General features: G+C 44.0%; 14 protein-coding genes. 4 read left to right on the forward strand and 10 right to left on the reverse strand.

Annotation, left to right across the window (positions count from 1 at the left end):
* Positions 1-105 precede the first annotated feature (105 nt).
* Both HUW48_RS12395 and HUW48_RS12400 read right to left on the reverse strand, forming a co-directional pair.
* On the reverse strand, positions 106-4,650 hold the full coding sequence (locus tag HUW48_RS12395) for a T9SS type A sorting domain-containing protein (RefSeq protein WP_182415967.1): 4,545 nt from the start codon (positions 4,648-4,650) through the stop codon (positions 106-108).
* Positions 4,651-4,944: 294 nt separating this feature from the next.
* Positions 4,945-9,489 carry a T9SS type A sorting domain-containing protein gene (locus tag HUW48_RS12400; protein WP_182415968.1) on the reverse strand — a complete coding sequence of 1,515 codons (4,545 nt, stop codon included), beginning with the start codon at positions 9,487-9,489 and terminating at the stop codon, positions 4,945-4,947.
* 937 nt (positions 9,490-10,426) lie between these two features.
* On the opposite strand from HUW48_RS12400, the gene HUW48_RS12405 reads away from it, so the two are divergent.
* The 4 genes from HUW48_RS12405 to HUW48_RS12420 all read left to right on the forward strand — a co-directional run bounded on the left by HUW48_RS12405 (position 10,427) and on the right by HUW48_RS12420 (position 13,266).
* Positions 10,427-10,768, forward strand: a complete 342-nt coding sequence (locus HUW48_RS12405; RefSeq protein ID WP_182415969.1) for a hypothetical protein — start codon at positions 10,427-10,429, stop codon at positions 10,766-10,768.
* A 96-nt stretch (positions 10,769-10,864) separates the two neighbouring features.
* A complete protein-coding gene (locus HUW48_RS12410; RefSeq protein ID WP_182415970.1) occupies positions 10,865-11,749 on the forward strand; it encodes an AAA family ATPase in 885 nt (294 codons plus the stop codon).
* Positions 11,724-12,722, forward strand: a complete 999-nt coding sequence (locus HUW48_RS12415) for a DUF3871 family protein (RefSeq protein ID WP_182415971.1) — start codon at positions 11,724-11,726, stop codon at positions 12,720-12,722. The genes HUW48_RS12410 and HUW48_RS12415 overlap by 26 nt, the downstream gene beginning before the upstream one ends.
* Before the next feature lie 88 nt (positions 12,723-12,810).
* A complete protein-coding gene (locus HUW48_RS12420) occupies positions 12,811-13,266 on the forward strand; it encodes a JAB domain-containing protein (RefSeq protein WP_182415972.1) in 456 nt (151 codons plus the stop codon).
* Positions 13,267-13,513: 247 nt separating this feature from the next.
* On the opposite strand, the gene HUW48_RS12425 is transcribed toward HUW48_RS12420, so the two are convergent.
* The 8 genes from HUW48_RS12425 to HUW48_RS12460 all read right to left on the reverse strand — a co-directional run bounded on the left by HUW48_RS12425 (position 13,514) and on the right by HUW48_RS12460 (position 23,298).
* The gene (locus tag HUW48_RS12425; RefSeq protein WP_182415973.1) at positions 13,514-14,047 is read right to left on the reverse strand and encodes a CPBP family intramembrane glutamic endopeptidase; all 534 of its coding nucleotides are present in this window, start codon (positions 14,045-14,047) and stop codon (positions 13,514-13,516) included.
* A 139-nt stretch (positions 14,048-14,186) separates the two neighbouring features.
* The gene (locus HUW48_RS12430; protein WP_182415974.1) at positions 14,187-15,077 is read right to left on the reverse strand and encodes a helix-turn-helix domain-containing protein; all 891 of its coding nucleotides are present in this window, start codon (positions 15,075-15,077) and stop codon (positions 14,187-14,189) included.
* A gap of 265 nt (positions 15,078-15,342) precedes the next feature.
* Positions 15,343-15,921, reverse strand: a complete 579-nt coding sequence (locus HUW48_RS12435) for a hypothetical protein (RefSeq protein ID WP_182415975.1) — start codon at positions 15,919-15,921, stop codon at positions 15,343-15,345.
* A gap of 305 nt (positions 15,922-16,226) precedes the next feature.
* Positions 16,227-17,252 carry a S41 family peptidase gene (locus HUW48_RS12440; RefSeq protein ID WP_182415976.1) on the reverse strand — a complete coding sequence of 342 codons (1,026 nt, stop codon included), beginning with the start codon at positions 17,250-17,252 and terminating at the stop codon, positions 16,227-16,229.
* Positions 17,253-17,340: 88 nt separating this feature from the next.
* Positions 17,341-18,849, reverse strand: a complete 1,509-nt coding sequence (locus HUW48_RS12445) for a TonB family protein (protein WP_182415977.1) — start codon at positions 18,847-18,849, stop codon at positions 17,341-17,343.
* Positions 18,846-19,208: a BlaI/MecI/CopY family transcriptional regulator gene (locus HUW48_RS12450; protein ID WP_182415978.1), complete on the reverse strand. Its 363-nt coding sequence runs from the start codon at positions 19,206-19,208 to the stop codon at positions 18,846-18,848. The genes HUW48_RS12445 and HUW48_RS12450 overlap by 4 nt, the downstream gene beginning before the upstream one ends.
* A gap of 256 nt (positions 19,209-19,464) precedes the next feature.
* On the reverse strand, positions 19,465-21,183 hold the full coding sequence (locus HUW48_RS12455; protein ID WP_182415979.1) for a GH35 family beta-galactosidase: 1,719 nt from the start codon (positions 21,181-21,183) through the stop codon (positions 19,465-19,467).
* 312 nt (positions 21,184-21,495) lie between these two features.
* A complete protein-coding gene (locus tag HUW48_RS12460) occupies positions 21,496-23,298 on the reverse strand; it encodes a chloride channel protein (protein ID WP_182415980.1) in 1,803 nt (600 codons plus the stop codon).
* Positions 23,299-23,552 lie beyond the last annotated feature (254 nt).

Here is a 23,552-nt window from a genome sequence, read left to right on the forward strand (position 1 = left end):
CTGGTTCTATTAAACCACCGAGAAACAAAATATAGAAAAGATTGGTAGCCCCGATTCCAATACTCATACCTGTACCAGTTAACTTATTAAATAGCACCTAAATACTTAGCGATGAAGCAAAAGTTTAACAGTATGGTTCTTATATGAAGAATGCAATTGTAGTAGATACATCCCAGCAAGTAGGTTATTAGCTTGCCATTGAAGTTGATAAGTTTGGTTAGCTTGGGCTTGGCCTTGGAACAAAATAGCTGTTTCTCTTCCTTGGCTGTCGTACACCTTTACTGTAGCAGCTTGCGTTTCGGGCAAAGTAAATCTTACCGTTACTTGCTCTTGGGCTGGATTGGGATAAACCGTTAATGAACTTAGTTCGGTTTCTACTACTGGCTCTGTTACAAGCATTGTTTCTCTTTCGGCTACAATAGGATTGGCTTCAGGAATTACTTTCACCAACCAGTAATCACTACCTCCTTGGCTGGGTTGGGTTCGGTCGCCACTTACCCCCGAATCAGACTTACCTGCTAACAAGAAACCACCGTCCTGGGTTTGAATGACGGCTCTTAGCTCTTCTGCACCACTGCCGCCGAAAGTTTTGCTCCATTCATATTGACCTTCCTTGTCGGCTTTCACGATCCAGTAGTCACTCGATCCTTGGCTATCTTGCCTCTTATTACCACTCTTGTTGGAGAAGGACTTTCCAGCTAGTAAGTAGCCACCATCCTGGGTTGGAATACTAGCCCTAAGCTCGTCGTCTTTTTCTCCTCCATAACGTTTATCCCACACCTTCTCACCCGTACTCGTTACTTTTAAGAGCCAGTAATCCAAGCCTCCCTGACTATCCCTGGTCTTGTCCAATCCGGCCGGAGAATTACTTTGCCCGGCCAGGAAGTAGGTAGTGCCCGCTTTTCCCACTGAGTAGGCTTCATCTTCACCGGTTCCTCCGTAAGTTTTATCCCAAAGTTGCTTTCCTTCTTTATCTACAGCAACTAGCCAGAAATCACTCTTACCTCTACTTCCTTCCGTCTTGTTGCCGCTTTTACCCGACCAGGAACTGCCGCCGAGTAAATATCCACCATCCGACGTTTGCACGATCCCTCCTAACATTTCCTCTAAGTTGCCACCGTACCGCTGGTTCCATAACTTCTCTCCCTTACTGCTAATCTTGACTAACCAATAATCATCCCCTCCCTGACTCGCCTGCGTTTTATCTCCACTTACAGGTGAGTTACTGTAACCTGCTAGAATGTATTCTCCCGTAGAGAGTTGTAGCACTTTCTTGAGTTCATCCGAGCCACTTCCCCCATAACTCTTATCCCACTCCTTATTTCCTTGCTTGTCTATCTTGACAAGCCAGTAATCCCGATCTCCTTTATTAACTTCCGTTTTGTCGCCACCTTTCCCGGACAATGAACTACCCGCCAGTAAATACCCTCCATCTTTCGTCGGGATAATCCGGTTGAGGTAATCATCTGATGTGCCTCCATAGCGTTTGTCCCACAACTTCTTACCGTTCTGATCAGATTTCACTATCCAGTAGTCGTTCTTGCCCTGACTAACTTGACTTTTATCCCCACTTACCCTAGAAGCCGAATAGCCTCCCGACAAGTAACCTCCATCCGTAGTTTTAATTATCGACGTAAAACCTTCATTACTTGAACCACCATATCGAAAGTCCCATTCGGCTGCTAATGGAAGTTCTTCTTTTAGCTGTACTACCCAAAAATCTCCCTTTAGAGTAGGACCAGTATCTCGGGTAGGTTCACTCTTATCACCGGTTGCGCCTGAATAAGAAATGCCTCCTAATAAATAATAGCCTTCCCGGGAAACAATTAGTGCTGAAAGCTTATCAATGTTATCTCCTCCTAAGGTTTTATCCCATAGCTTTTTACCACTATTATCTATTTTTACAACCCAATAATCACCGGAATTTTGGCCTCCACGGTACTCCCCAGTTTTATCTTCACCGATACCCGAAGAAGAAGAACCACCTAACAGAAAGCCCCCATCTACAGTGGCTACTACTGTTGCTAACCCGTCGCTAGCATTACCACCAATAGTTTTATCCCACACCTTTTTACCCTGACTATCAATTTTCACTAGCCAAAAGTCTGATGTTGAGTAACCATTTACATCTGGCACACCTTTATTAACTTGGCTCTTGTCGCCACTTTTACCTGAGTTTGAGGAACCTGCTACTAAATACCCCCCGTCCGGAAAAGCTTTAATCTCTGAAATGCCATCACTCTTATCACCACCTAAGGTTTTGTCCCATATCTTTTTACCCTGGGCATCGATCTTGACTAACCAATAGTCGGTAGAAGGTGAACCATACTCATCCAACCCACCCTTATTAGGCTCACTCTTATCCTTGCCCTTACCCGAACTAGAAGAACCACCCAGTAAATAGCCTCCATCTGAAGTTACCAGCAGAGTGGACAGGAAATCATAATCATTCCCCCCGTAGTGCTTATCCCAAACCTGATTGCCCTTAGCATCAATTTTTACTACCCAATAATCATATCCATCACCCGCCACAGCCGTACCAGACTCCCCACCCAACAGGTAACCTCCATCTGGCGTAGTTACTAGAGCACCCAGGTAGTTGTTATCAGAGCTAGCAAAACTCTTCTCCCATTGCTTAGTACCATTACTACTAATTTTTACTACCCAATAAACATTACTAAAATCGAAATAGGCAGAACCTCCCAGTAGATAGCCTCCATCTGGGGTGACTATCATACTTGATAGACTATTTCCCAGATCCCCCAAAACGCTTAAGGTTACATCCCATATCTTCTTCCCATTTTTATCTATCTTCACTAGCCAGTAACCACTTGTAGCATCACTTTTATCATCTTCTTTACCAGAATTAGAATCTCCCGCTAACAAATACCCACCGTCCGGGGTGGCTACCATACTTACAAGTTTGTCATACGTTTTTCCTCCATACCGTTTATCCCAGAGTTTAGTAACAGGAGAAGAAGGATCCACTAAAATAGTTTGAGTAACTTCGGGAGCCGCAGCGTAAGTAGCATTACCTGATTGAGTAGCTTTTACTATAACTTTCCCTACGCCGGTAACTGTGAGATTATTATTTTTAAGAATGGCTGGACCTGAAACTAACTTAAAAGTTACGGGCAGACCCGAACTGGCCTGAGCAGAAAGGATAAATGGAGAATCGCCCAAGGATTTTGTAATAAGAGGAGTTGGTATGGTAATGGTTTGTCTTTTTTTATTGATATCGGTAACATCCTCTATTTTTAAGGCCCAAAAGTCATAGGAACCCCGACTGGCTTCACTTTTGTCCCCACTAATACCTAAAAAAGAAGTCCCCCCTAATAAGTACCCCTTATCCTTATTGGTTACTAAAGATCCTAATTGAAATGAATTCCAAATACCTTCTACACTTCCGAAAGTTTTTTCCCATACTTTGGCTCCATTCTCTTTTATCTTAATTAACCAATATCCATTTTTATCCTCACTCTTATCGCCCCCTTTTTTCCTGTTAGAAGTTCCCGCCAGTAGGTAACCTCCATCCGGCGTGGATACTATATCGGCAAACATATCGTAGGTACTGCCACCGTAGCTCTTATCCCACACCTTTTCACCATTGGCTTTTAATTTCACTATCCAATACCCGGCATACGAGGTACTCTTGTCTTCATTCTTCCCCGAACCGGCAGAACTGCCAAGCAAATATCCCCCATCCGCTGTTGCCAACAACCTAGTAAGGTTATACCCTCCACTTAAAGTTTTATCCCAAAGCTTTTTACCTGTAGCATCTATCTTTATAACCCAATACCCCGACTTTTCTTCACTCTTATCGCCGCTCTTATGCGAATCGCACCTTCCACCGAGCAGATATCCCCCATCCGGGGTAGCTAACAAGGCAGATAACCAGTCGATATTACTTCCCCCAAACCGTTTGTCCCAAACTTTGGAACCATCTGCTTTTATTTTTACCAACCAAAAATCACTAATACCTCTAGATGGCTCCGATTTATCCCCGTTCTTACCTGTTTCGGAAAGACCGCCCATTAAATAGCCGCCATCCAAAGTAGCCACAATGGAGGAGAGTTCATCATCGTCATCGCCACCAATGGTTTTATCCCATATTTTTTTGCCGTTAGCATCTATTTTCACTATCCAAAAGTCGGCAGGAATATATCCATATTCATCTAGTGTTCCCTTATTACTTTCACTTTTATCTCCACTCTTCCCTGAATGGGAGGAACCGCCTAGTAAATACCCGCCATCCGGAGAAGCCACTATGGTCGCAAGTTCTTCCGAATTATCTCCGCCGTATGTTTTATCCCAAATTTTCTGGCCTTTACTATCTATTTTTACCACCCAATAATCGCCTTTATTATTAGGAATGTAGTTCTTCTTATCTCGGCTATCTTCACTCTTATCTTCTCCTTTATTCGACAGAGACGAACCACCCAGTAAGTAGCCTCCATCGGCCGTAGCTACTACAATGGAAAGTTTATCTTCATTTTTTCCACCTATTGTTTTATCCCAGACTTTGTTTTGGGCTTGAGAGGAGAGAATACTCAACAAGAAGAATAATAGTATAAAAACCACCGGGAACCAGGCAGGTTTTAAATTAGAAAAGCCTTCATGGATAGTTAGAAAAGATAGAGGTGTTTTCATAATTGAGGATAATTGCAAGCAAATAGAAAATACTTATTCAACAAAAGAACACAAACCCAATTTGAGGAAAGAAGGAGACCTAACCAGATTGCCGAAAAGATGGAAATATTTATAAAACTACTGCCCATTCAAAGAACACTCAGCAGTAAAACAACTTTGTAATATACTAAAAATTAATAATATAGCACAATTATATACTAACTCATAATTATCAGAATGCTTCTTAAAAATAAGCTAGCTAACCTGGATTCTTTACCTATATCCAGATTAGCTAACCATAGAAAATAACGGGTATTAACGAACAAGCAAGAGTTTAGTAAAGCGGGTCCTCTCCGAAGTATGCAGTTGCAGTAAATACATTCCTGCGGGTTGATGATCTGCTTGCCATTGCAGTTTATAAGTTTGTTTCGCTTTTGCTACTCCTTGAAACAAAGTGGTTATACTCCTACCATGACTATCGTAAATCTTCACCGTAGTTGTTTGTGATTTCGGCAAAGTAAAGCTTATAATTACCTGGTCTTTGCCTGGGTTAGGATAAGCTGTAATTGGACTTAGCTCCGTCTCTTTTACCGGCTCTGCCATAACAATGGCTTCTTTCTCGGTAATAATAGATATTTTCTCAGTCGCTACTTTCACCAGCCAATAATCCGTTCCTCCTTCGCTGGGCTGGGTTCTATCGCCACTCACTCCGGACTCGGACTTTCCTCCTAACAGAAAACCACCTTCCTGAGTCTGAATAACGGCTCGTAGTTCTTCTGCCCTGCTACCACCAAAAGTTTTGCTCCACTCGTACTGTCCTTCTTTATTGGCTTTCACGATCCAGTAATCACTCGACCCTTGACTATCTTGCCGCTTATTACCACTCTTGTTGGAGAAGGACTTTCCGGCTAATAAGTACCCGCCATCTTGGGTCGGAATACTGGCTCTTAACTCATCATCTTTACTTCCCCCATACCGTTTGTCCCACACCTTCTCTCCGTTACTACTTACTTTCAACAGCCAGTAATCTAATCCTCCTTGACTATCTCGCGTCTTATCTAATCCAGCGGGGGAATCACTCTGCCCGGCTAAGAAGTAAGTACCCCCAGATTTTCCTACTGAGTAGGCTTCATCTTGCCCTGTACCGCCATACGTTTTGTCCCAGAGTTGATTGCCATTCTTATCTACTTGAACCAACCAGAAGTCACTCTTGCCGCGACTTAATTCGGTCTTATTCCCGCTCTTGCTCGACCAGGAACTACCTCCTAGTAAAAAGCCATCATTCGCCGTCTGAACAATACTAGCCAAAACTTCGTCTAAGCTGCCGCCATACCGTTGATCCCACAGCTTCTTGCCCGTGCTACTGATCTTGACTAACCAGAAGTCGTGCTTACCTTGGCTAGCCTTCGTTTTATCTCCACTCACCGGAGAGTTGCTGTTCCCGGCTAATATGTATTCTCCCGTGGAGAGTTGTAAGACTTTCTTGAGTTCATCTATGCCACTGCCACCATAGCTCTTGTCCCATTCTTTAGTACCTTGCTTGTCTATCTTTACTAGCCAGTAATCCCGGTCTCCATGACTAGCTTCTGTCTTATCACCTCCTTTTCCCGACAAAGAACTACCCGCCAGTAAATACCCCCCATCTTTCGTCGGAATAATGTGGTTGAGGTAATCATCACCACTTCCACCGTAGCGTTTGTCCCATTCCTTTTTCCCGTTCTTATCAGATTTGACAATCCAATAATCATTCTTGCCCCGGCTACTCTGACTTTTATCCCCGCTTACTCCGGAAGTTGAATAACCACCCGATAAATAACTACCATCAGAGGTCTTGATTATGGTAGAAAAGCCATCATTGCTGGAACCACCGTAACGCATGTCCCATTGTGCCGTTAATGGCAGTTCCTCTTTTACTTTTACCAGCCAAAAATCTCGTTTATCCAATGCGTATTGGCTATTGAAATCACGGGAAGCTTCTGTTTTATTTCCCCCAATACCACCCGCCGAAGAACCGGCTAATAGATAACTACCATCTGGAGTAGGTACAATTGCTGTCAGCTCGTCGGTATCTAAACTTCCGTGGGTTCTATCCCATTTCTTCGTGCCTTCACCGTCAATCTTAACCAACCAATAATCTTCTGCTCCCGGTTCAAAGTACCCTGCACCGGAAGTACCCGCCAACAAGTAATCGCCATCCGGCGTAGGGATAATGGAGGCAAGCGTGCAATCAACCGGGCCATTATAGATCTTATCCCACACTTTCGTACCCGTACTGTTTATTTTAACTACCCAATAATCTTCGCTATCGAAATAATAATTATCATCATGTACATCCTGATTATCTTCGGTCTTTTCTGCCCCGTACTCGGCACTGGAATATCCCCCTAGCAGGTAGCCGCCATCCGGGGTAGCGAGCAAGGCCGTCAGAATAGATTTACCTAATTCGGTAACACACTGTGTCGGGTCTTCATAAGGGCAATCTCCCCATTTATACCTTTCTTTTACGCCACCTAAAGTTTTATCCCACAGCTTAGTACCATCTTCTTTTAAGCGCACTATCCAATAATCTTCCAAGCCTCGGCTCACCTCGCTTTTATCCCCGCTCTTCTCCGAAGCCGAAGAACCACCGATAAGGTACCCGCCCCCTTTCGGAGCACCTACTATTGCTGTCAAATTATCCGTTTCGCTCCCGCCAAAGCTCTTATCCCAAACCTTCCGGCCTTCAGCATCTACCTTTATCAGCCAGTAATCACCACTTCCCTGGCTTGCCTGGCTTTTGTCGCCACTTTTACCGGAGTAAGAACTGCCGCCTAATAAATACCCGCCATCTGGAGTAACCAGTAAACTAGTCAGGTTATCCGCCGCACTGCCACCATACGTCTTATCCCACAGCTTCTGACCAGTCGCATTTATTTTTACCAGCCAAAAGTCCGTATTTCCCATGCCCGGTTGGCTTTTATCCCCACTCTTACCCGAAACCGAGGAGCCACCCAGCAAATAACCGCCATTTGGCGTAGGAAGAATGACAGCAAGATGATCTGCCTCATCTCCACCGTAAGCTTTATCCCACATTTTTTTACCCTGACTATCGAGTTTTACAAGCCAAAAATCTGACGGGTAGTAACCTTGTTCATTGGGAGTTCCCTTGGCATCTTCACTCTTTTCGCCGGTTTTGCCCGAAAGGGAAGATCCGCCCACTAAATAACCTCCATCCGGGGTAGGAACCATGGCGGTAAGCTTATCGGGTTTATTCCCACCCATGGTTATATCCCACAGTTTCTTGGTTGGAGGCACGAAGAAAGTTTGCTTGGCGGTAGCTGGAATATAAGTAGCATTACCGGCTTGTAAAGCTTCTATAATTACTTCCCCTACTCCCGTAATGGTGACGATATTTCCCTTGACCGCAGCGTTCCCGGATATTACGCGAAAGGTAATCGGCAACCCAGAGCTGGCTTGAGCGGTAATGGCAAAAGGCTCACTGCCAAAAGTTTTATCCGGAATAGGAGAAAAGGTGATACTTTGATTTAATCGGCTACTATTATCCAGTTTTGCTAGCCAATATTCCGACATATTTGTATTAGACCAGGAACGTCCTCCCAGAAGATACTCCCCATCACTGGTAAGTTGCAAACTAGTTAACGAATATTGCCCATTATCACTAATGTTGGTATCCCATACTTTATTCCGGTTAGCATCTAGTTTCACCATCCAGCTTCCCGCCAGGATATACCCTCCATCGCTCGTTTGCTGCGCCGAGAATAAGCCTTGATCACTTGCTTCCCCTATAGTTTTATCCCAAATTTTGTGACCATCAGCCTGCAGCTTTACAATCCAGTAATCATCATTTTTAGATGGTTCGGATTTATCTCCCCCTATTCCGGACCAGGAAGTACCTCCCAAAAGATAACCACCATCCTGAGTTTGCTGCAGCGAATTCAGCCGGTCAGCACCGTAACCACCAATTGTTTTATCCCAAACTTTACGGCCATCTGCCTGTAGCTTTACGATCCAATAATCATCAAGACAGTAACCTTGGTTGCATTTACCCCGGGGATTTTCCGATTTATCACCGCTAGTACCGGATCCAGACTTACCACCCAGAATATAGCCACCATCACTGGTCTGCTGCATCGAAGTTAAGACATCAGAACTAACTCCGCCAATTGTTTTATCCCAAGCTTTCGTACCATTGGCATTCAGCTTCACAATCCAGTAATCATACATTCCTCTAGAAGCTTCTGTTTTATCACCGCTCTTACCCGAGTAAGAATAACCTCCCAGAATATAGCCTCCATCACTCGTTTGCTGCAATGAAACTAATCGGTCATCATTGTCGCCACCAAATGATCTATCCCAGGCTTTGGTGCCATTGGCCTTTAGCTTTACTACCCAGTAATCACTGGTAGGATTACCATTTTCATCTAACTCCCCTTTTTTAGCTTCTGATTTATCCCCACCTTTTCCAGACCAGGAATAACCGCCCAATATATACCCGCCATCACTCGTTTGGTGTACCGAGGTTAACCAGTCTGCCTTTTCCCCGCCCAAGGTTTTATCCCATACTTTGTTTCGGTTGGCATCTAGCTTTACTACCCAATAATCATAATCACCTCGGCGGGCTTCTGTTTTGTCACCACTAAGGAGGGAGTTAGAACTACCTGCCAGAATATAACCCCCGTCACTGGTTCGTTGCATGGAATTTAAGTTATCCTCCTTACTACCACCAAAATTATTTTGCCAGAGTTTGCCTTGACCTTGGGTGGAGAAAGTAACCAATAGCCAGAAAAGTAGCATAATAGCTGTCCAACCTGCGGATAGAGGTAAACTAGAAATACTCTTACTTCTATAAGGCATGATCATACTAATGTTAGATTAAATTAAAAAAAGGCTAAAGGAAATAGCAAAATCAGAATCCAGTTGGAGTTAATGGTATAACCTCAGTAGATATTCGGGAGAGCGAATGAAAGTACCAATAAGGTAGATTTGTTTAAAGAGAAGCGGTCAGCTAAATACCTAGGGAATATACAAAAAAATAAAAGATATAACTTAATCAGTAGGTAGTTATTTTTGCGTTAAGAAAATTCTGATATTTAGAAATCCATTGAACCTGCCACAACCTTGTCCAAGGCCTTAGTCATATACCCAGTGATGGGATTGATAGAAAATTGGTTCATGCCAATTAATGGAAAATACCCTAGAGTTTCTCCTTCCCCTAACTCCCTTAAGGTAGCTTAACCATTGTAAAAACTGGTGCTTAAATTCCCGATTAAAAAGTGGTATAAGTATAAACCTACATATATGTAGGTTTATACTTATACCACTTTTTAATTTCCATCCAGTACCGATATTTTATGCGTCTGATTCCGAGTCAGACCAGTTGTTTGTCTACCATGCTGACCAATCCTCATCCCAGACTTAAGGGTAATTTCCCAGACGGGAATTAAGCGTTTTCTTACCTGCATGATAGCACGCACAATTCAAGCCAGCATTTCCCTCTGGTAGTACATCTTAGAAGTAGCTTTCTATAATTCTGTACACGCGCGTGAAAGTAGTATCCCCTCTCCCCAGATTTCTTTTAACTGTTCTCTATTATCATAATCCTCTCCACCGTAATATATATATTAGATAGCTATCGCCGAGAGGTACCCTCTGGTAAAGTGCCAAAAAATTTTGTAAAAAAATTTTTACCCAGAGTGTATTCACGCGTATTAGGTACCCCTTACCCCTCCCCCGGGTACCTTTGGAAAACCGACCTCCCCCCCTCCTGAACCAGTGTTCACTTATAAATCATTCAGCTATGGTTCAAGTTTTAAAAGTTCAAAATGTTACTCCTCTCGAAGGAGAAGCCTCCTACCTCGTGGATGTCCGGCAAGGAGCCGAGATGGTGTCATGCCTAAGTACCGGTGACCGGGTAGCGGTCCAGAAAAGATGTCAGGCTCAGGTTACCCGGCAAGTTATGGATACCATGACTCTGGGGCAGAGATTACCCGGCCATGTAGTAAAAGTTAAAACGGCTCCCTACTACTTTCGGAAACCTGCCTTGGGCAAGCGCCTGCTCGTTGATGTGGCCTATGCCTACCAACCGGAACGTCACGGTCCTGTATTAGGTCTGACCCGCTTAGGAGAACTACCCGGCTAATTTCTCCTGCTCTCCTTACTCTTACTTTCCGGATAGTAGCCCCAAGCTGCTATCCTTTTTCCTTTTCTACACGCGCACTATATCGCTATCATTCTTATGGAACTACAAATTGCTCAACGCAGCCAGGCAAAGATTCGCCTGTGCCTGCAAGGACCGGCGGGTGCCGGTAAAACTTACAGTGCCTTACTTGTGGCCTATGGCCTCTGTGGCGACTGGTCCAAGGTTGCCGTTATAGACACGGAACATTACTCGGCCTCCCTTTACAGCCACTTAGGCGAATATAAGGTACTCCCTTTAGCGGAACCTTACTCTCCGGAACATTACCAGGAAGCTGTACAAGTTTGTGAAAGCGCCGGCATGGAGGTCATTATTTTGGATACCATCTCCCTGGAATGGCAATTCCTCTTGGATTACCACGCCTCTTTGAGCGGCAATAGCTTTACCAATTGGAGCAAGGTTACGCCCCGGCACAATCACTTTGTCAAAGCCTTGCTGCATTCTCCCGCTCACATTATTGCCACGGCTCGCACCAAGCAGGACTATGTGCTCAGCGAGAAGAACGGCAAGCTGGTGCCGGAGAAAGTAGGCCTGAAAGCCATTCAACGCGATGATCTGGATTACGAGTTTACTTTGGTCTTTGACCTGGATACCAAAAACCAGGCAAGTGCTTCCAAAGACCGGACGAGCTTATTCCAGGGCAAACCACCTCACCTATTAACAGCAGATACCGGTCAACAAATTCGGAACTGGTGTGAGCTGGGTAGCCCGAGTGAAACCGAACCCACGATTCGGGAGCAAATTGCCCTATGTACCTCCTTAAAAGAACTCTCGGCACTGTATCACCGCTACCCCGAGCAGCAGGTGTACCTGAAAGCCGAATACCAACAGCAAAAATTATCTATTCTCAAAAGTACCCTAACGCAAAATCATTTAACCACATCTAATTTAAACCGAAATGGAAAACAGCATCATTCCCATTAACTCCTATCCCAGTAGACGTATGAACCCCACCGTAGTATTGGAACAATCTTCCAGTTCCCGGGCGTTTATCGAAGCCAACACCCTGGCGGTAAGCTTAGCCGAAATCCAGCACAATCATCTGATACCCGTCTTTGTCAAAGACAATGAACCGCTCATTAGCCAATCTGATTTCATTCAAACCATCGTAGAAGCCGTCTCTGATACATTCCAGGGCGAGCCGATTCTCGAGCCCCAAATTAGAGTGTCGCACCCGATTAAAGGCCGTATTCCGGAAGCCAAAGATAAACCAGCCAGCCAGTTGCAGGATTGGGAACGCACTCTCTACTACGAACGCATGATGTTCTGTGTGGAAATACCCACCATCCTGGATGTCATTGACGGGAATACCTTAACCTTGCTAGTGGGAGGAGTAAAAGCCTATAACCTGGATAACCTTTACAACAAGAAAGGAGCCATGGAGCACTTCAAAATCTTCATAGGTTTTCAGAATACGGTTTGCACCAATCTTTGTGTTAGAACCGATGGATACTTCAGTAATTTAAAGGTGACGAGCCTGGAACAGTTGCGAACTGGTATTTACCGGGTACTAGATAGCTATGACCAACACCAGCACTTAAAACAGCTGCAAACTCTAACCGATTACTCCTTGACGGAACAGCAGTTTGCCCAACTACTAGGCCGGTGCCGCATGTATCCGTATTTACCCGCCGAAGAAAAGAAACAGATACCCGCTTTGTCGTACGGCGATACCCAACTCGGAGCCGTGTGTAAGGACTACTATAAGGATGCGAGCTTCTGCCGCCAGGAAGATGGCAACATCAACTTGTGGCGGTTTTATAACTTGTTCACAGGGGTAAATAAGTCTACCTACATTGACCAATTTCTGGATCGGTCCGTGAACGCCTTCGATTTTACCAACAAGGTGCAACAAGCCTTAAGTGGCGGGAGCACCAGCTGGTTTTTAAACGGATAAAAGTTAAACCTTTCTGATTTACATTTTAAAGATTTATTCACCGCCCATCCTTGTCCCATAGGATGGGCTTTTTCATTAGTAGGAAAGCATGAACAAAAAAATAAATACCGTGCGGGAAATCCGCCTGCAATACCGTTCTAGGATAACAAGAGAAGCGCCAGTGATTACAACTTCGGAAGAAGCTTACCAGGTACTAAAAAATTACTACGATCCGGATTATCTAGGCATCCGGGAGGAGATTATTATCCTCTATCTGAACAATGCCAACAAAGTACTGGGCGTATACAGAGGATTTAGCGGCGGAATGACCGCAACCGTGGTGGACATCCGGTTGATTCTAGCGGTGGCCCTCAAAGGCCTGAGTACCGGCATTATTATTTCGCATAATCACCCTTCGGGTTCGCTCACTGCTTCGGAGGCGGACAAAAAGCTGACCCACCAACTAAAGAAAGCGGGGGAATTATTCGGGATAAAAGTGCTGGACCATGTTATTGTATCGCCGCAAGGTACCTTCCTGAGCTTTGCCGATGAGGGTTTGCTATAAGGTAAAATCCATCCGTTTCTTATCCCGGTTTTCTGTACGTGAACAGCAAAACTGATCATCTCGTCATGAATTTATCTTGCCATTACATACATTTAGTAAAAGGAGTAGGTTTAAATCAATATCTTATTTATTTAAACCTACTCCTTTTACTCTATTTTACATAATGCTGGTTATAAGAAAACATAAATAGACAGCAGTAAAGGTTTTATTTCCCATATAAGTTGGCTGAATTCGCCCTAAAATAAACTTACCAAACCGCGTACCCGTTCCAGATCATGTGCAGGATCATCGGAACTAGTAAAGAACGGGAAGAGTAAAGGGATAGACCTAGTAGCAAACCATTGCCAAAAATTAATATGATTATCTCCCAAGAATATTCCATGTGAATCCCGGCCCAAACACTGGTAATTAGTACTAAGCTTATCCCACGATTAAGGCCCGTGCGGTTAAGCCGGATCAATAACAACCCCCTAAATAGCATTTCCTCGGCCAGCGGGCCCGCTATAACTACGGCGAAGACCCGGGTGATAGAAGTAAATAAGGATTGCTGTTGCCAGGTTTGAAAATTCCAGTCTCCCCGCCAGTGCCAGAAGTAGTCTGTGCTGAGCATATAAGTCCCAAAAACCAAAATCCAGAACAGGAGAATCTTAGGAGGGGGAAGCACTAATAAAAGGTCCTTTTGCCAGGAATAATGTAGCTTTCTCCGGGCAATAAAGGAAACCAGCACGATGGTTACCAGCGGTAACAATACCTTCCACAACGGATGAGAAAAGTTCAGCATAACCTCTTTAGATTAGCTGTTTTAAGTTTGGGTTCATCCGGGAAAAGGAATAAAGCAATGGGACGAGTAAGGGCTTTATAAGGGGGCATCTTTCTGATGGTTGAGTTTCCAAAAGTGCCTCTTCGCTACTGGAAAGTATTTATCCAATCCTGCTAAATTGCTGCCGGTACTGCAAGGGGGATAGATGATAGTATTTCTTAAAGGCCTTACTAAAGCTATAGATATCCTCAAATCCCACGGCCAATGCAATCTCGCTCACTGACCAGGCTTCCTGTTGCAAGAACCCAGCGGCTTTCTCTAACCTTTTTTGGGTTTGGTACAAATGGGGACTCTGTCCAAATGCTTGTTTGAAGGTCCGGAAGAAGTGAAACTCGGATAAAGCTACAATGGCTGCTAGCTGCGAGATCTTCAAGTTTTCGGGCGTCTCATCTAACAAAAGCTTAGCGGCTTGTACCCGCTTAAAGAGTTCTCTTTTAACGGCGGGCCTTTTGGCCGGCAGGTTAAAAGCCTTTTGGGTCAGGTAGCGATGAGCCAGTAAAAGTTCTTGGGCGAGTTGGAGGTAAAGTTCCTGCCGGGGAAGTTGCAACTCGCTTTTAGCGAGATTTAAGTATTTCTCCAATTTTTGCAGAATTGACTGTAAAGAGTCCTGAGTATAAACACCTTCAAAAAACTCCCATTTACTTGTCGCTGATGCAAAAGGATTGTCCAGAAGATCTATTTCCGGGAGTTGGTAATTGCGGGCCACATCGGCCAGGAAAGCTTCCGTTAAATAGACGCCAAAAGCCGTTACCGGAACCTGGCTGTATGGAATGGAGACGTGAAAAGATTGGGCCTGATTAATGATCAAATACTGCTTAGCCCGCACGGGAAGGGTCTTGTTCTCGAGCGAATAATGTTCCGTTCCGGTAAGCACATAATTGAGGATGACGGCCGTGGCACAGCCGGTATGTTCGAATTGCTGAACGGAGGAGTACAAGACTTTACTGCCTTCCCCGTTGGTACTGACTTCCGAAATGATGTTGCTCGTCATAAAAGGTTCCCTACTATCCGCTGCTGGAAGGTACTTTAAAAATAGTTACTTTCTCGCAGGAATACCTGCTTTCTAATTGCTAATTTAAGGAGGAGCAGAACTATGTTTAAAGCAACCTTTTTTTCCCGGAGAGAGGGATGAGCTTAGAATTACTTTATATAACTGTACTTATATGACCAAGGCAGTCGAGCAGGAGGGAAGCGTTAATGGGCCGAAGCTATGTTGTGGTAAAGCTGCCATATAGGTAGTATTAGGAAACGTTTCTTCACATCTTCTTTCTATCAATTCTTAAGCAGAACTCGCCTTGTTTGATTTCCATTATTAATCCCGTGGGGGTGCGGATCTGCCCTTCAAAGGTTCCTTTCAGTACGTCATTGGTCCGATTGGTAACTATGACTTGGAGAGGATCCGCACAGGTTACACCCAAATAGTTGTAACGATCCGTGGCACTAAACAAAGTATCCAGCTGGTGGGTACGATCCAGAAGCACTAAACTACTTTGTTGGGGATAGGCTTTCTTGTCATACCTCATCGGAGTAACCATTTGATCTAATGGGGTGCCATTGATGTAAATGTGGCATTCCCGTGAGCCCAGGGAAGGAATGATTCCTCGTCGAATGAGGTTAACCTGATTTAATCCTTGCGCATCCATTGATCCCAACTCATCGAAGAAATACGTATTACCCGTCTCTTTGCCGGCATAACCTAGGTGATCAAATACCACAAATTCGGAATTGAAGTAGCCTTGAATATAACCCTGAGGCTCCACTATTTCGTCAGCCGGTTTAGAACAAGAAGAAAAAAACGTGAAGAAAATTAAGCAGAATAAGTAGAGGCGTTGCATATAGGATGGTAAAAGGCAATAGTTTTTGGTGGCTAGCTAGTAGGTGTCCGTTAATATAACGCCTATCCAACTAAGGGAAGCTGGATAGGCGTTATAATGTAATAAATATACTATATATATATTAATTAATATGCAACAAACAAAAATGATAAAGGGTGATTTTTAAATATCTTATTAAAGTACCAGAAAAGGAATCTGAAAAAATCATGCTTAGAACGCAGGAAAAAGTATTTCTCTGATAACGACTTATATGTTAAATAGAAGTGTTTTCTGAGTTAAATACAATTCATAGTTTGTAACGTCAACTAGCGGTCTTTTATTCCAGCAAGTGCTTTGGTGTGCGCCGTGTGCAATGCTTCCTCAGCACTCACTTCTATATCAGGTGTCACCCCAATTCCCTCCCAATTCGCGTTGGTGACGGGACTGGTTGTTCGGCCTTGTGGTATCCTGACGTAAAACTTGTCGGTGGCAATTACGGATCCGGTAAGATGTGCCCCACCAGCGGTTCTTTCCCCCACGATGGTGGCCCGGTTCAAATGCTTTAGTTGGTAGCTGAATGCCTCCGCCGCGGAGAATGTTTTACTACTTGTCAGGATGTATAAATCCGTCAGAGGTCTTCGCGTACCCGTCACGTTGGGCAGAGTCCATGATTTTGTTAGTTCATTTTTGGGACGATTGTAGTTATTAGCTAAATGGACCACAGGTTCCGAGGAGAAGAAGTAACTTGCCAGCAGCTGAACCATTTCTGGGGAACCACCATCGTTTTGACGCAAATCAATGATGAAGGCATTCGTGTTTTCCAGAAAATGCATGGCGTTCGCTAACGTTTCACTACTATATTTTGGATCGGTAAACTCCCTTAAATCCAAATAGCCAATATTTCCGTCCAGAATTTTTACTTCTCTAAAGCCATAATTGTCCCGTTTTAAATGATTCACTAACTCTTTGGCCCATTCCGCTTCTTCATTTGCTCTGTCCTTATCGATTAAAGCCTTTTCCCGAGCTATAACCGCCGGATTATAGACCACCATTAGGTGCTTATCTTTGCTTGTTTCCCGGAGATCATTTGTAAGTTGCCGGGCAAATTCGGGTGGATTGACCAAGGAGTTGTATTTACCTTTCTTTAGATTTGTTTTAAGGCTTTGAACCATCTTATCCGCCACCTTCGGAAAAATATAGTTCTCTTGCAGTTTACCACTAATGGAATGAATGGTAAAGGATCTTTCCTTTCGGCTCAATGGGGGGGCCACCTCCTGGGCTTGTAATTCCGCGTAAGAAGGTAGGAGAATATAGAAGAAAAAGAAGAAATAAATGGAATTAAGATTTGCCATGTTCTTAAAACTTTTTACGCCTACCACCATGGAAATGGCGGATGTCCACCACTCCCTAGAGGGTTAAGCTGGTTTATGTAGTTGCTGATTATTTTCCTTCTAATCGGAGGCTTTCATACCCGATGAAACTTAAAGAGAGATCATTGGCTTCATGGGCTTTTACTTTGAAATGGCCATTTATATCGGATACGGTTCCGGTTGTGGTTCCAACTACCACGATGTTAACCCCGGGCAGTTTCTCGCCCTCCGGATCGTAAACAGTACCGGACCAGGCATCCTGGGCATAGTTGGCGTCTACCCTTAGCCTTCCTTGGCTTGATTCGACTTCCTCCACCATGATTTTTCCTGGGGTGCTGTTGTCCTCATTCCTCTTACCTTCGTTTAGCTGGAAGATGATAGGCAGGACCAGGCGTACTCTTACCGGTTTACCGCCTTGCGTACCCGGCTGGAACGAAGGAGCATTTTGCACCACTCTTACCGCTTCATCGTCACAGCCGGCACCAATCCCTTTGATGACCTTTATGTCTGACAAGGAACCATCTTTTTCAATAACAAACTGGACATCTACACGCCCCTCTACACCCATTTGGCGGGCTGATAAGGGATACTTTATTTCCTTTGCTACATACCCATAGTAAGCGTTCATTCCTCCTGCAAATTCAGGTTGTTCTTCTACGACGGTAAGAACAGCTCTTTCGCTTTGGTTACTTTGGCTCCCCAACTCTTTTGATTTTGGCTCTTGTTCTTCGCTACACGCGAATACTACGAAGAGTAAAGAACACAGGGCTGATAATAACCCCAGTTTCCAGGGACTTACCTTTTTAGTTTGTTGTTTCATGGCTAAGAGTCGTTTTAGAATTAAACCATCGTGAAAGGAGCTAACCAGGTTCAGTCCATGGGACTTCAAAGTAGAACTGATCAGGATAGAGGAATATTGGTCCATGGTATAGGACCGGAGGGCGTAAGCATCCGCTTGAAATTCGTGTATTTTTTTTATTTCTTGGATAATAAACCAGGTAGTGGGGAGCCACCAAAAACACACTTTAAACAACTCGAAGAATAGTATATCGTAGGTGTGTCCCAGGGAAGCATGCCCTTTTTCATGCTTTAAAATTATTGCATAATCCGGCCCTTTATTATCTATTTCATCACTCAGGAAAATCCAATGGAAAAAGGTGAAACTTCCTTTCATATTGGCGACTTTGCGGATGGACATGTCATTAAATTTCTCCCGGCTACTCTTGCGCCCTAGATAGACGAGATAGAGCATATTGTTGAAGAATTTCAGCAGAAAGAGGGCACTAATGGCTCCATAGGTCCAGATGAGTAGATCATAGTCCCAGACGGACCTATCAGCTATAGGAGTAATGGTCGTCGCATTTAGGGAAATGGCTTCCATAGGTAGGGCCGCTATTGGTTCCTGGTTGACATAAAATAGATTGGGTAATTTGAGCAACGGAATGGTAAGAGCCAGAAGAGTAGCGCCTATTAGGTAGAATCTCATTTTTGCATACTGCCGCTCCTTTCTCAAAAAGAATCCATATCCTAATAGCAAGGCAATATGGATCACCGAAAGTTCTACTAGATAATTGCTCATGGTTTCTTGGCCTTCAGTTCGTTCAGGAGTTGCTCCAGTTCGTTCAGGCTGAGCTTATCCTCTTTGGTAAAAAAGGAAACCATCTGCTGATAGGATCCGCTAAAGTACCTTTTTACAAATCCTTTCATAAATGATTTGGTATAGGCTTCTTTAGAAATCAAAGGATAATATTTATGCGACTTACCGTGTATTTCGTGTCCGACAAATCCTTTTTGTTGCAAGATTCGCACGATAGTAGAAACGGTATTGTAGGCAGGTTTAGGTTCAGGTAATTGGGTGATGATGTCCTTGACGAATACGGAGTCCAATTCCCATAAGACCTGCATGATTTCTTCTTCGGCTTTGGTTAGTTCTTTCATGGCCAAATGTATTTAACTAAATGTTTCAAACTAATTATTTAGTTAAAACTAAAACATTAGTTTAAAATATCCAAATAATTTGAACTAAAAAATTAGTTGATGGAGAATAAATAGGTGCCTTCCCGTAATACGTTGACCAAAATCATCTCAGGAAACGACCGTTTTCCTGAGACATTTCTTGCCTTGTTTTACATTATTCGACTTATCAGATCTGGCTGGCCAATTATGAGGTAAGAGTTAACGAATATACTTCCATTTAGTACCGGTAAAACTTTACCCGGACGATACTATAATCATCGGTAGCATTTTTCTGGAAACGCACCATCCCGACCCGGGTGTTTTTAATGGCTAAGCTACCAATACTTCCACCCCCGGTACCTTCATCCCCGTTCAGGCGCCGAATGGTTCTCCACTTGCCTGCCACAAACGTACCCTCCTCCAGGTAATCTACATCCACTTGGGTTTTCTGAGAATCGGCCTTCAAGGGCGTAAACGTTAGTTCATAATCTTTCCCTACAGCAATAAATTCATCCGGACCAATAGCGAAAATCATTCCGCCGGCCAGAGAAGCGCCTTTGGGCGTGGGAGCAGCGCCCGGAAAGCTTCGGGGGACCACTAAATCTGCTTTGACGGAATAATCCTTTAAAGTAAACGTTTGCGACTTAGCAGCTGTGTCAACAAAAATGCCAGCCATCGTTCCTTTACCCTGATGATGTAAAATCAACTCCTGAACCTGCTCTAAAACGGCAAAGCTTTTAGTAAAAGGGTCCGCTTCCGCTGAGCTGTCGTCGATGCCGAAGGGAGCCACCCCCATCGCATCGTGCCCGCCATAGATCCACAAAGCCAGATTAGCTGGTTCGAGTCCTTGCCGGATTTCGGGAATAAATACCGGGTTTCCCGGGCGGTGGTATTGCTCCACTAAATTATAAATACCTTGTTTAGAAGCGTACACATTTGGAGTAATGAAATCAATGGCCGGCGCATTCGCCCGCCAGATATCCAGCGTGTGCGGCACCGGCCCCCCGCTGGGGTACTTGCCCGGTATTCCCGTAAATCCTACGGCTTTGGGCCAGGCATTGACAAACAGGGGAATCGGATAAGCTTCTTTACCGGCCGCGGCCAGTTGCCCCACAAACTTGGTATACTGGTAGACGGAGAACAATTCTTCGGGTAAATAAGAAAAGACTTGGGGGTTTTTCTCCTCCACCACACTTTTCCCAAATACTTTCTCCCAACTGCCCGAAGCTTGGTAACCGTTCGCCTTCCAGGCAGTCTCCATCTCCGGCTGCAGTTTACCTTTATTGGCCGCCAAATAGCGCATTAAATCAGCCGGAACACCTTGTTGGTAAGCTTTAGTTGCCACTTCACTATAATCCCGCGGGTTATTAAAGATGCCTACTTCATTTTCCACTTGGGCCATAATCACGGTCTGGTGTTGCTCATCCACTTGCCGGATATGCTGCAGGAGAGTTTTGAAAGCCTTGGCATCGGCTTTTAAATTAGCTTCAGAGAAAACGGACAACAGGGGTAAGCGTTCGCCCTTGCTATTCTGGGCCCTGGGGTATTTAGCTGAATTGGTCTTTATCCAGGAAGGAACGTAAGTGGAATAGGTAGTCTTAAAAGCCCCAAACCAAAGAATACCCAAATGCAGGTTCTGTTTCCGGGCCCCGTAGATCAAGCTGTCCACTAAGGCAAAATCAAACTTGCCTTCCTCCGGCTCGATGAGTTCCCAATATACCGGGACCAATACTGTATTGAGGTATTTCTGCTTCATTTGGGCCCATACGGGTCGCATGTAAGCGGCTCCGGATACCGTGGAGTTATGCAGCTCTCCTCCCAAAACTAAAAAGGGCTTGTCCTTTACTACCAGTTGCATGGTTTTTCCTTTTTTCTCCAAGTGAGGAGGTTTATAGGCTTGCGCAAAGACCAAAAAACGGGTCAGGAGCAATAGGAGAAAAAGAGAAGAAAACCGCATGGTATGGATGATTAAGGCTTGTGGGAAATAAGAAGGCCGCCGCCTTTTTAACTGCTGAGAAAAAAATTATTTTTGTTTCGTCCAATTTATCCAAAGTACCAATAAATTTTAACTTGTTAAAACTATCTGGTCGGCAACTCAGGTTGAGAAATTTCATCTCGTAAAAGGACCGTTTTCCTGAGATTACAGCAAGTGGTTTTACATAACCTTACTTATCAGGTTATTATCTGAGTTTCTAGTTATCAGTTAACTAATGTTAAAAAATGGTTTACTACAGAAACTCTCTTTTTCTATTTAGTTGTTGTTTTCTTTTTATGAAAGCATCAACAGGAAACTGCGGTAGGCCGTAAAAATATTTGATTTTGAAATAAAACCCAGATAAATCCCTTTCTCCACCACCGGCAGATTCCAGGCCTTTGTCTGATCAAATTTGCGCATGATAGCCGGCATCTCTTCGTTGCTTTCTACCAAGGCTGGTGGGGCCTTTAGTAAGTTACGAGCGATGAGTTTGTCGTACAGTTCCGGTTGAAACATCACCTCTTTCAAGTCGTCAGTTACCAGAATTCCGGCCAATGTTCCATTTTCGGGCTGCACTACCGGAAACAAATTGCGCTTAGACGTGGCAATAACGGTTACTATTTCCCGTAAAGTAGCTTCAGGAGAAATAGTCTGGAAATCCGTTTCGAGCAGCTGATCCAGCTTTAAGGATTGCAGGATATTTTGGTCACGGTTATGCGTATGAATTTGTCCTTTTCGTACCAGTTCCCGCGTATCCATTGGAAATAATTCAAAGCGACGTACTAAAGCATAACTGGTAGCTGAAACTACCATTAAAGGGATGATCAAATCATAGCCTTGGGTTATTTCCGCAATGAGAAAAACAGCCGTTAAAGGAGCATACATGACACCTGCTAGAATGCCGGCCATTCCCACCACGGTAAAATTATCTTCGGGTAACCGAAACGGAGAAATCAGGTTTACTAACCGCGATAAGAAGAAACCGATATAAGCCCCTACAAACAAAGCAGGAGCAAAATTTCCGCCGTTCCCCCCGCTGGCCAGGGTAACTGATGTTGCTATAACTTTTACTAAGGCAATAGCTCCAATAAATATCAGGATGAACAACTCCTGGTCGTGCATTTGCTCGTACAAGGTATGCTGAAACAAAGCCTGCATATTACCCTGTGACAAATCCTTAATACTTTCGTAACCTTCGCCAAAAAGGGGCGGGAATAAAAAAATGAGGGCTCCCAGCAGCAGGCCGCCGGTTAAAACTTTTACCAGTTGTCGTTGCGGACCAAACCGGTGAAAAAGGCTTTCCACCTTTAAAGTAACAAAAGCATAATACAAGGAAATTACTCCAGATAATAAACCCAGAAGCAGGTAAAAAATTAAATTATGATAATCAAAAGGTTGTAAGAAGCGAAACCGAAATAATATTTCTTCCTGCAAAATAATTTTAGAACATAGGACCCCCGTTACAGAAGCCAGGATTAGCGGAATAAAAGCAGAGATGGTCACATCGGTAAGCAGCACTTCCAGGGCGAACAGTAAACCGGCAATAGGAGCATTAAAAGCCGCCGCAATGCCTGCTGCCGCCCCGCATGCCAACAGAACCAAACGATCTTTGTAAGGAAAGAAAGGCAATTGCCCGTAATTGGAACCAATAGCCGACCCAGTTACAACAATGGGTGATTCCAATCCCGCCGAACCGCCAAAACCCACGGTAATCGCACTGGTAATAATGTGAGTAAATGTTTTATGTTTTTCTAACCGGCCCGACTGCTGGGAAATAGCTTTTAACACGCTGGCAACCCCCCGATCAAATTTTCCTTTCAGAAATATCCGGATAAATAATACTGTCAACAAAATGCCAATAAGGGGAAAGTTGAGGTAAATCTGGTATTGCGAGGCAATGGAATAATTGTTGGCTACCAGAATACCCCGAATGGAATGCACCAGCGTTTTCAGAATAACGGCTGCTATGCCCGCGGTTAAGCCAACTATAATGCTGAAGACATATAATAATTGAGGACGGGTAAATCGTCGTTGAAACCTGATCAGGTTATAACGCCAAAAGTTTTGCCCAAGAGAATAAGCCGGCCTTCTTGCCATAATTTTCACCGGATGAATGTAATGCCTTTGCTCCTGTACGTAAAGTGATCTTTTTCCTTTGGATTTGACAGAAATAAGTTTTTAATTCTCTACCAGCCAAGCATAATAAAACTTAAGGAAGAGGTCTGGTCCGTATTAGCTTGAGAACTTATGATTTCAGAAAACGACCGAATAAAGAGCAAGGAAAAGGTCTACTCACAGCAGGCCTTTTCTGGCTTTAAATTTATCTTATTTATCTATCTCAAAAATCAAGG

This window comes from Adhaeribacter radiodurans (assembly GCF_014075995.1).
GTDB classification, from domain to species: Bacteria; Bacteroidota; Bacteroidia; order Cytophagales; family Hymenobacteraceae; genus Adhaeribacter; species Adhaeribacter radiodurans.

Excerpts from the sequence above, each read along its gene's own strand:
- HUW48_RS12395 (WP_182415967.1), bottom strand. The coding sequence starts at position 4,650 with ATGAAAACACCTCTATCTTTTCTAACTATCCATGAAGGCTTTTCTAAT.
- HUW48_RS12400 (WP_182415968.1), bottom strand. The coding sequence starts at position 9,489 with ATGATCATGCCTTATAGAAGTAAGAGTATTTCTAGTTTACCTCTATCC.
- HUW48_RS12405 (WP_182415969.1), top strand. The coding sequence starts at position 10,427 with ATGGTTCAAGTTTTAAAAGTTCAAAATGTTACTCCTCTCGAAGGAGAA.
- HUW48_RS12410 (WP_182415970.1), top strand. The coding sequence starts at position 10,865 with ATGGAACTACAAATTGCTCAACGCAGCCAGGCAAAGATTCGCCTGTGC.
- HUW48_RS12415 (WP_182415971.1), top strand. The coding sequence starts at position 11,724 with ATGGAAAACAGCATCATTCCCATTAACTCCTATCCCAGTAGACGTATG.
- HUW48_RS12420 (WP_182415972.1), top strand. The coding sequence starts at position 12,811 with ATGAACAAAAAAATAAATACCGTGCGGGAAATCCGCCTGCAATACCGT.
- HUW48_RS12425 (WP_182415973.1), bottom strand. The coding sequence starts at position 14,047 with ATGCTGAACTTTTCTCATCCGTTGTGGAAGGTATTGTTACCGCTGGTA.
- HUW48_RS12430 (WP_182415974.1), bottom strand. The coding sequence starts at position 15,077 with ATGACGAGCAACATCATTTCGGAAGTCAGTACCAACGGGGAAGGCAGT.
- HUW48_RS12435 (WP_182415975.1), bottom strand. The coding sequence starts at position 15,921 with ATGCAACGCCTCTACTTATTCTGCTTAATTTTCTTCACGTTTTTTTCT.
- HUW48_RS12440 (WP_182415976.1), bottom strand. The coding sequence starts at position 17,252 with ATGGCAAATCTTAATTCCATTTATTTCTTCTTTTTCTTCTATATTCTC.
- HUW48_RS12445 (WP_182415977.1), bottom strand. The coding sequence starts at position 18,849 with ATGAGCAATTATCTAGTAGAACTTTCGGTGATCCATATTGCCTTGCTA.
- HUW48_RS12450 (WP_182415978.1), bottom strand. The coding sequence starts at position 19,208 with ATGAAAGAACTAACCAAAGCCGAAGAAGAAATCATGCAGGTCTTATGG.
- HUW48_RS12455 (WP_182415979.1), bottom strand. The coding sequence starts at position 21,183 with ATGCGGTTTTCTTCTCTTTTTCTCCTATTGCTCCTGACCCGTTTTTTG.
- HUW48_RS12460 (WP_182415980.1), bottom strand. The coding sequence starts at position 23,298 with ATGGCAAGAAGGCCGGCTTATTCTCTTGGGCAAAACTTTTGGCGTTAT.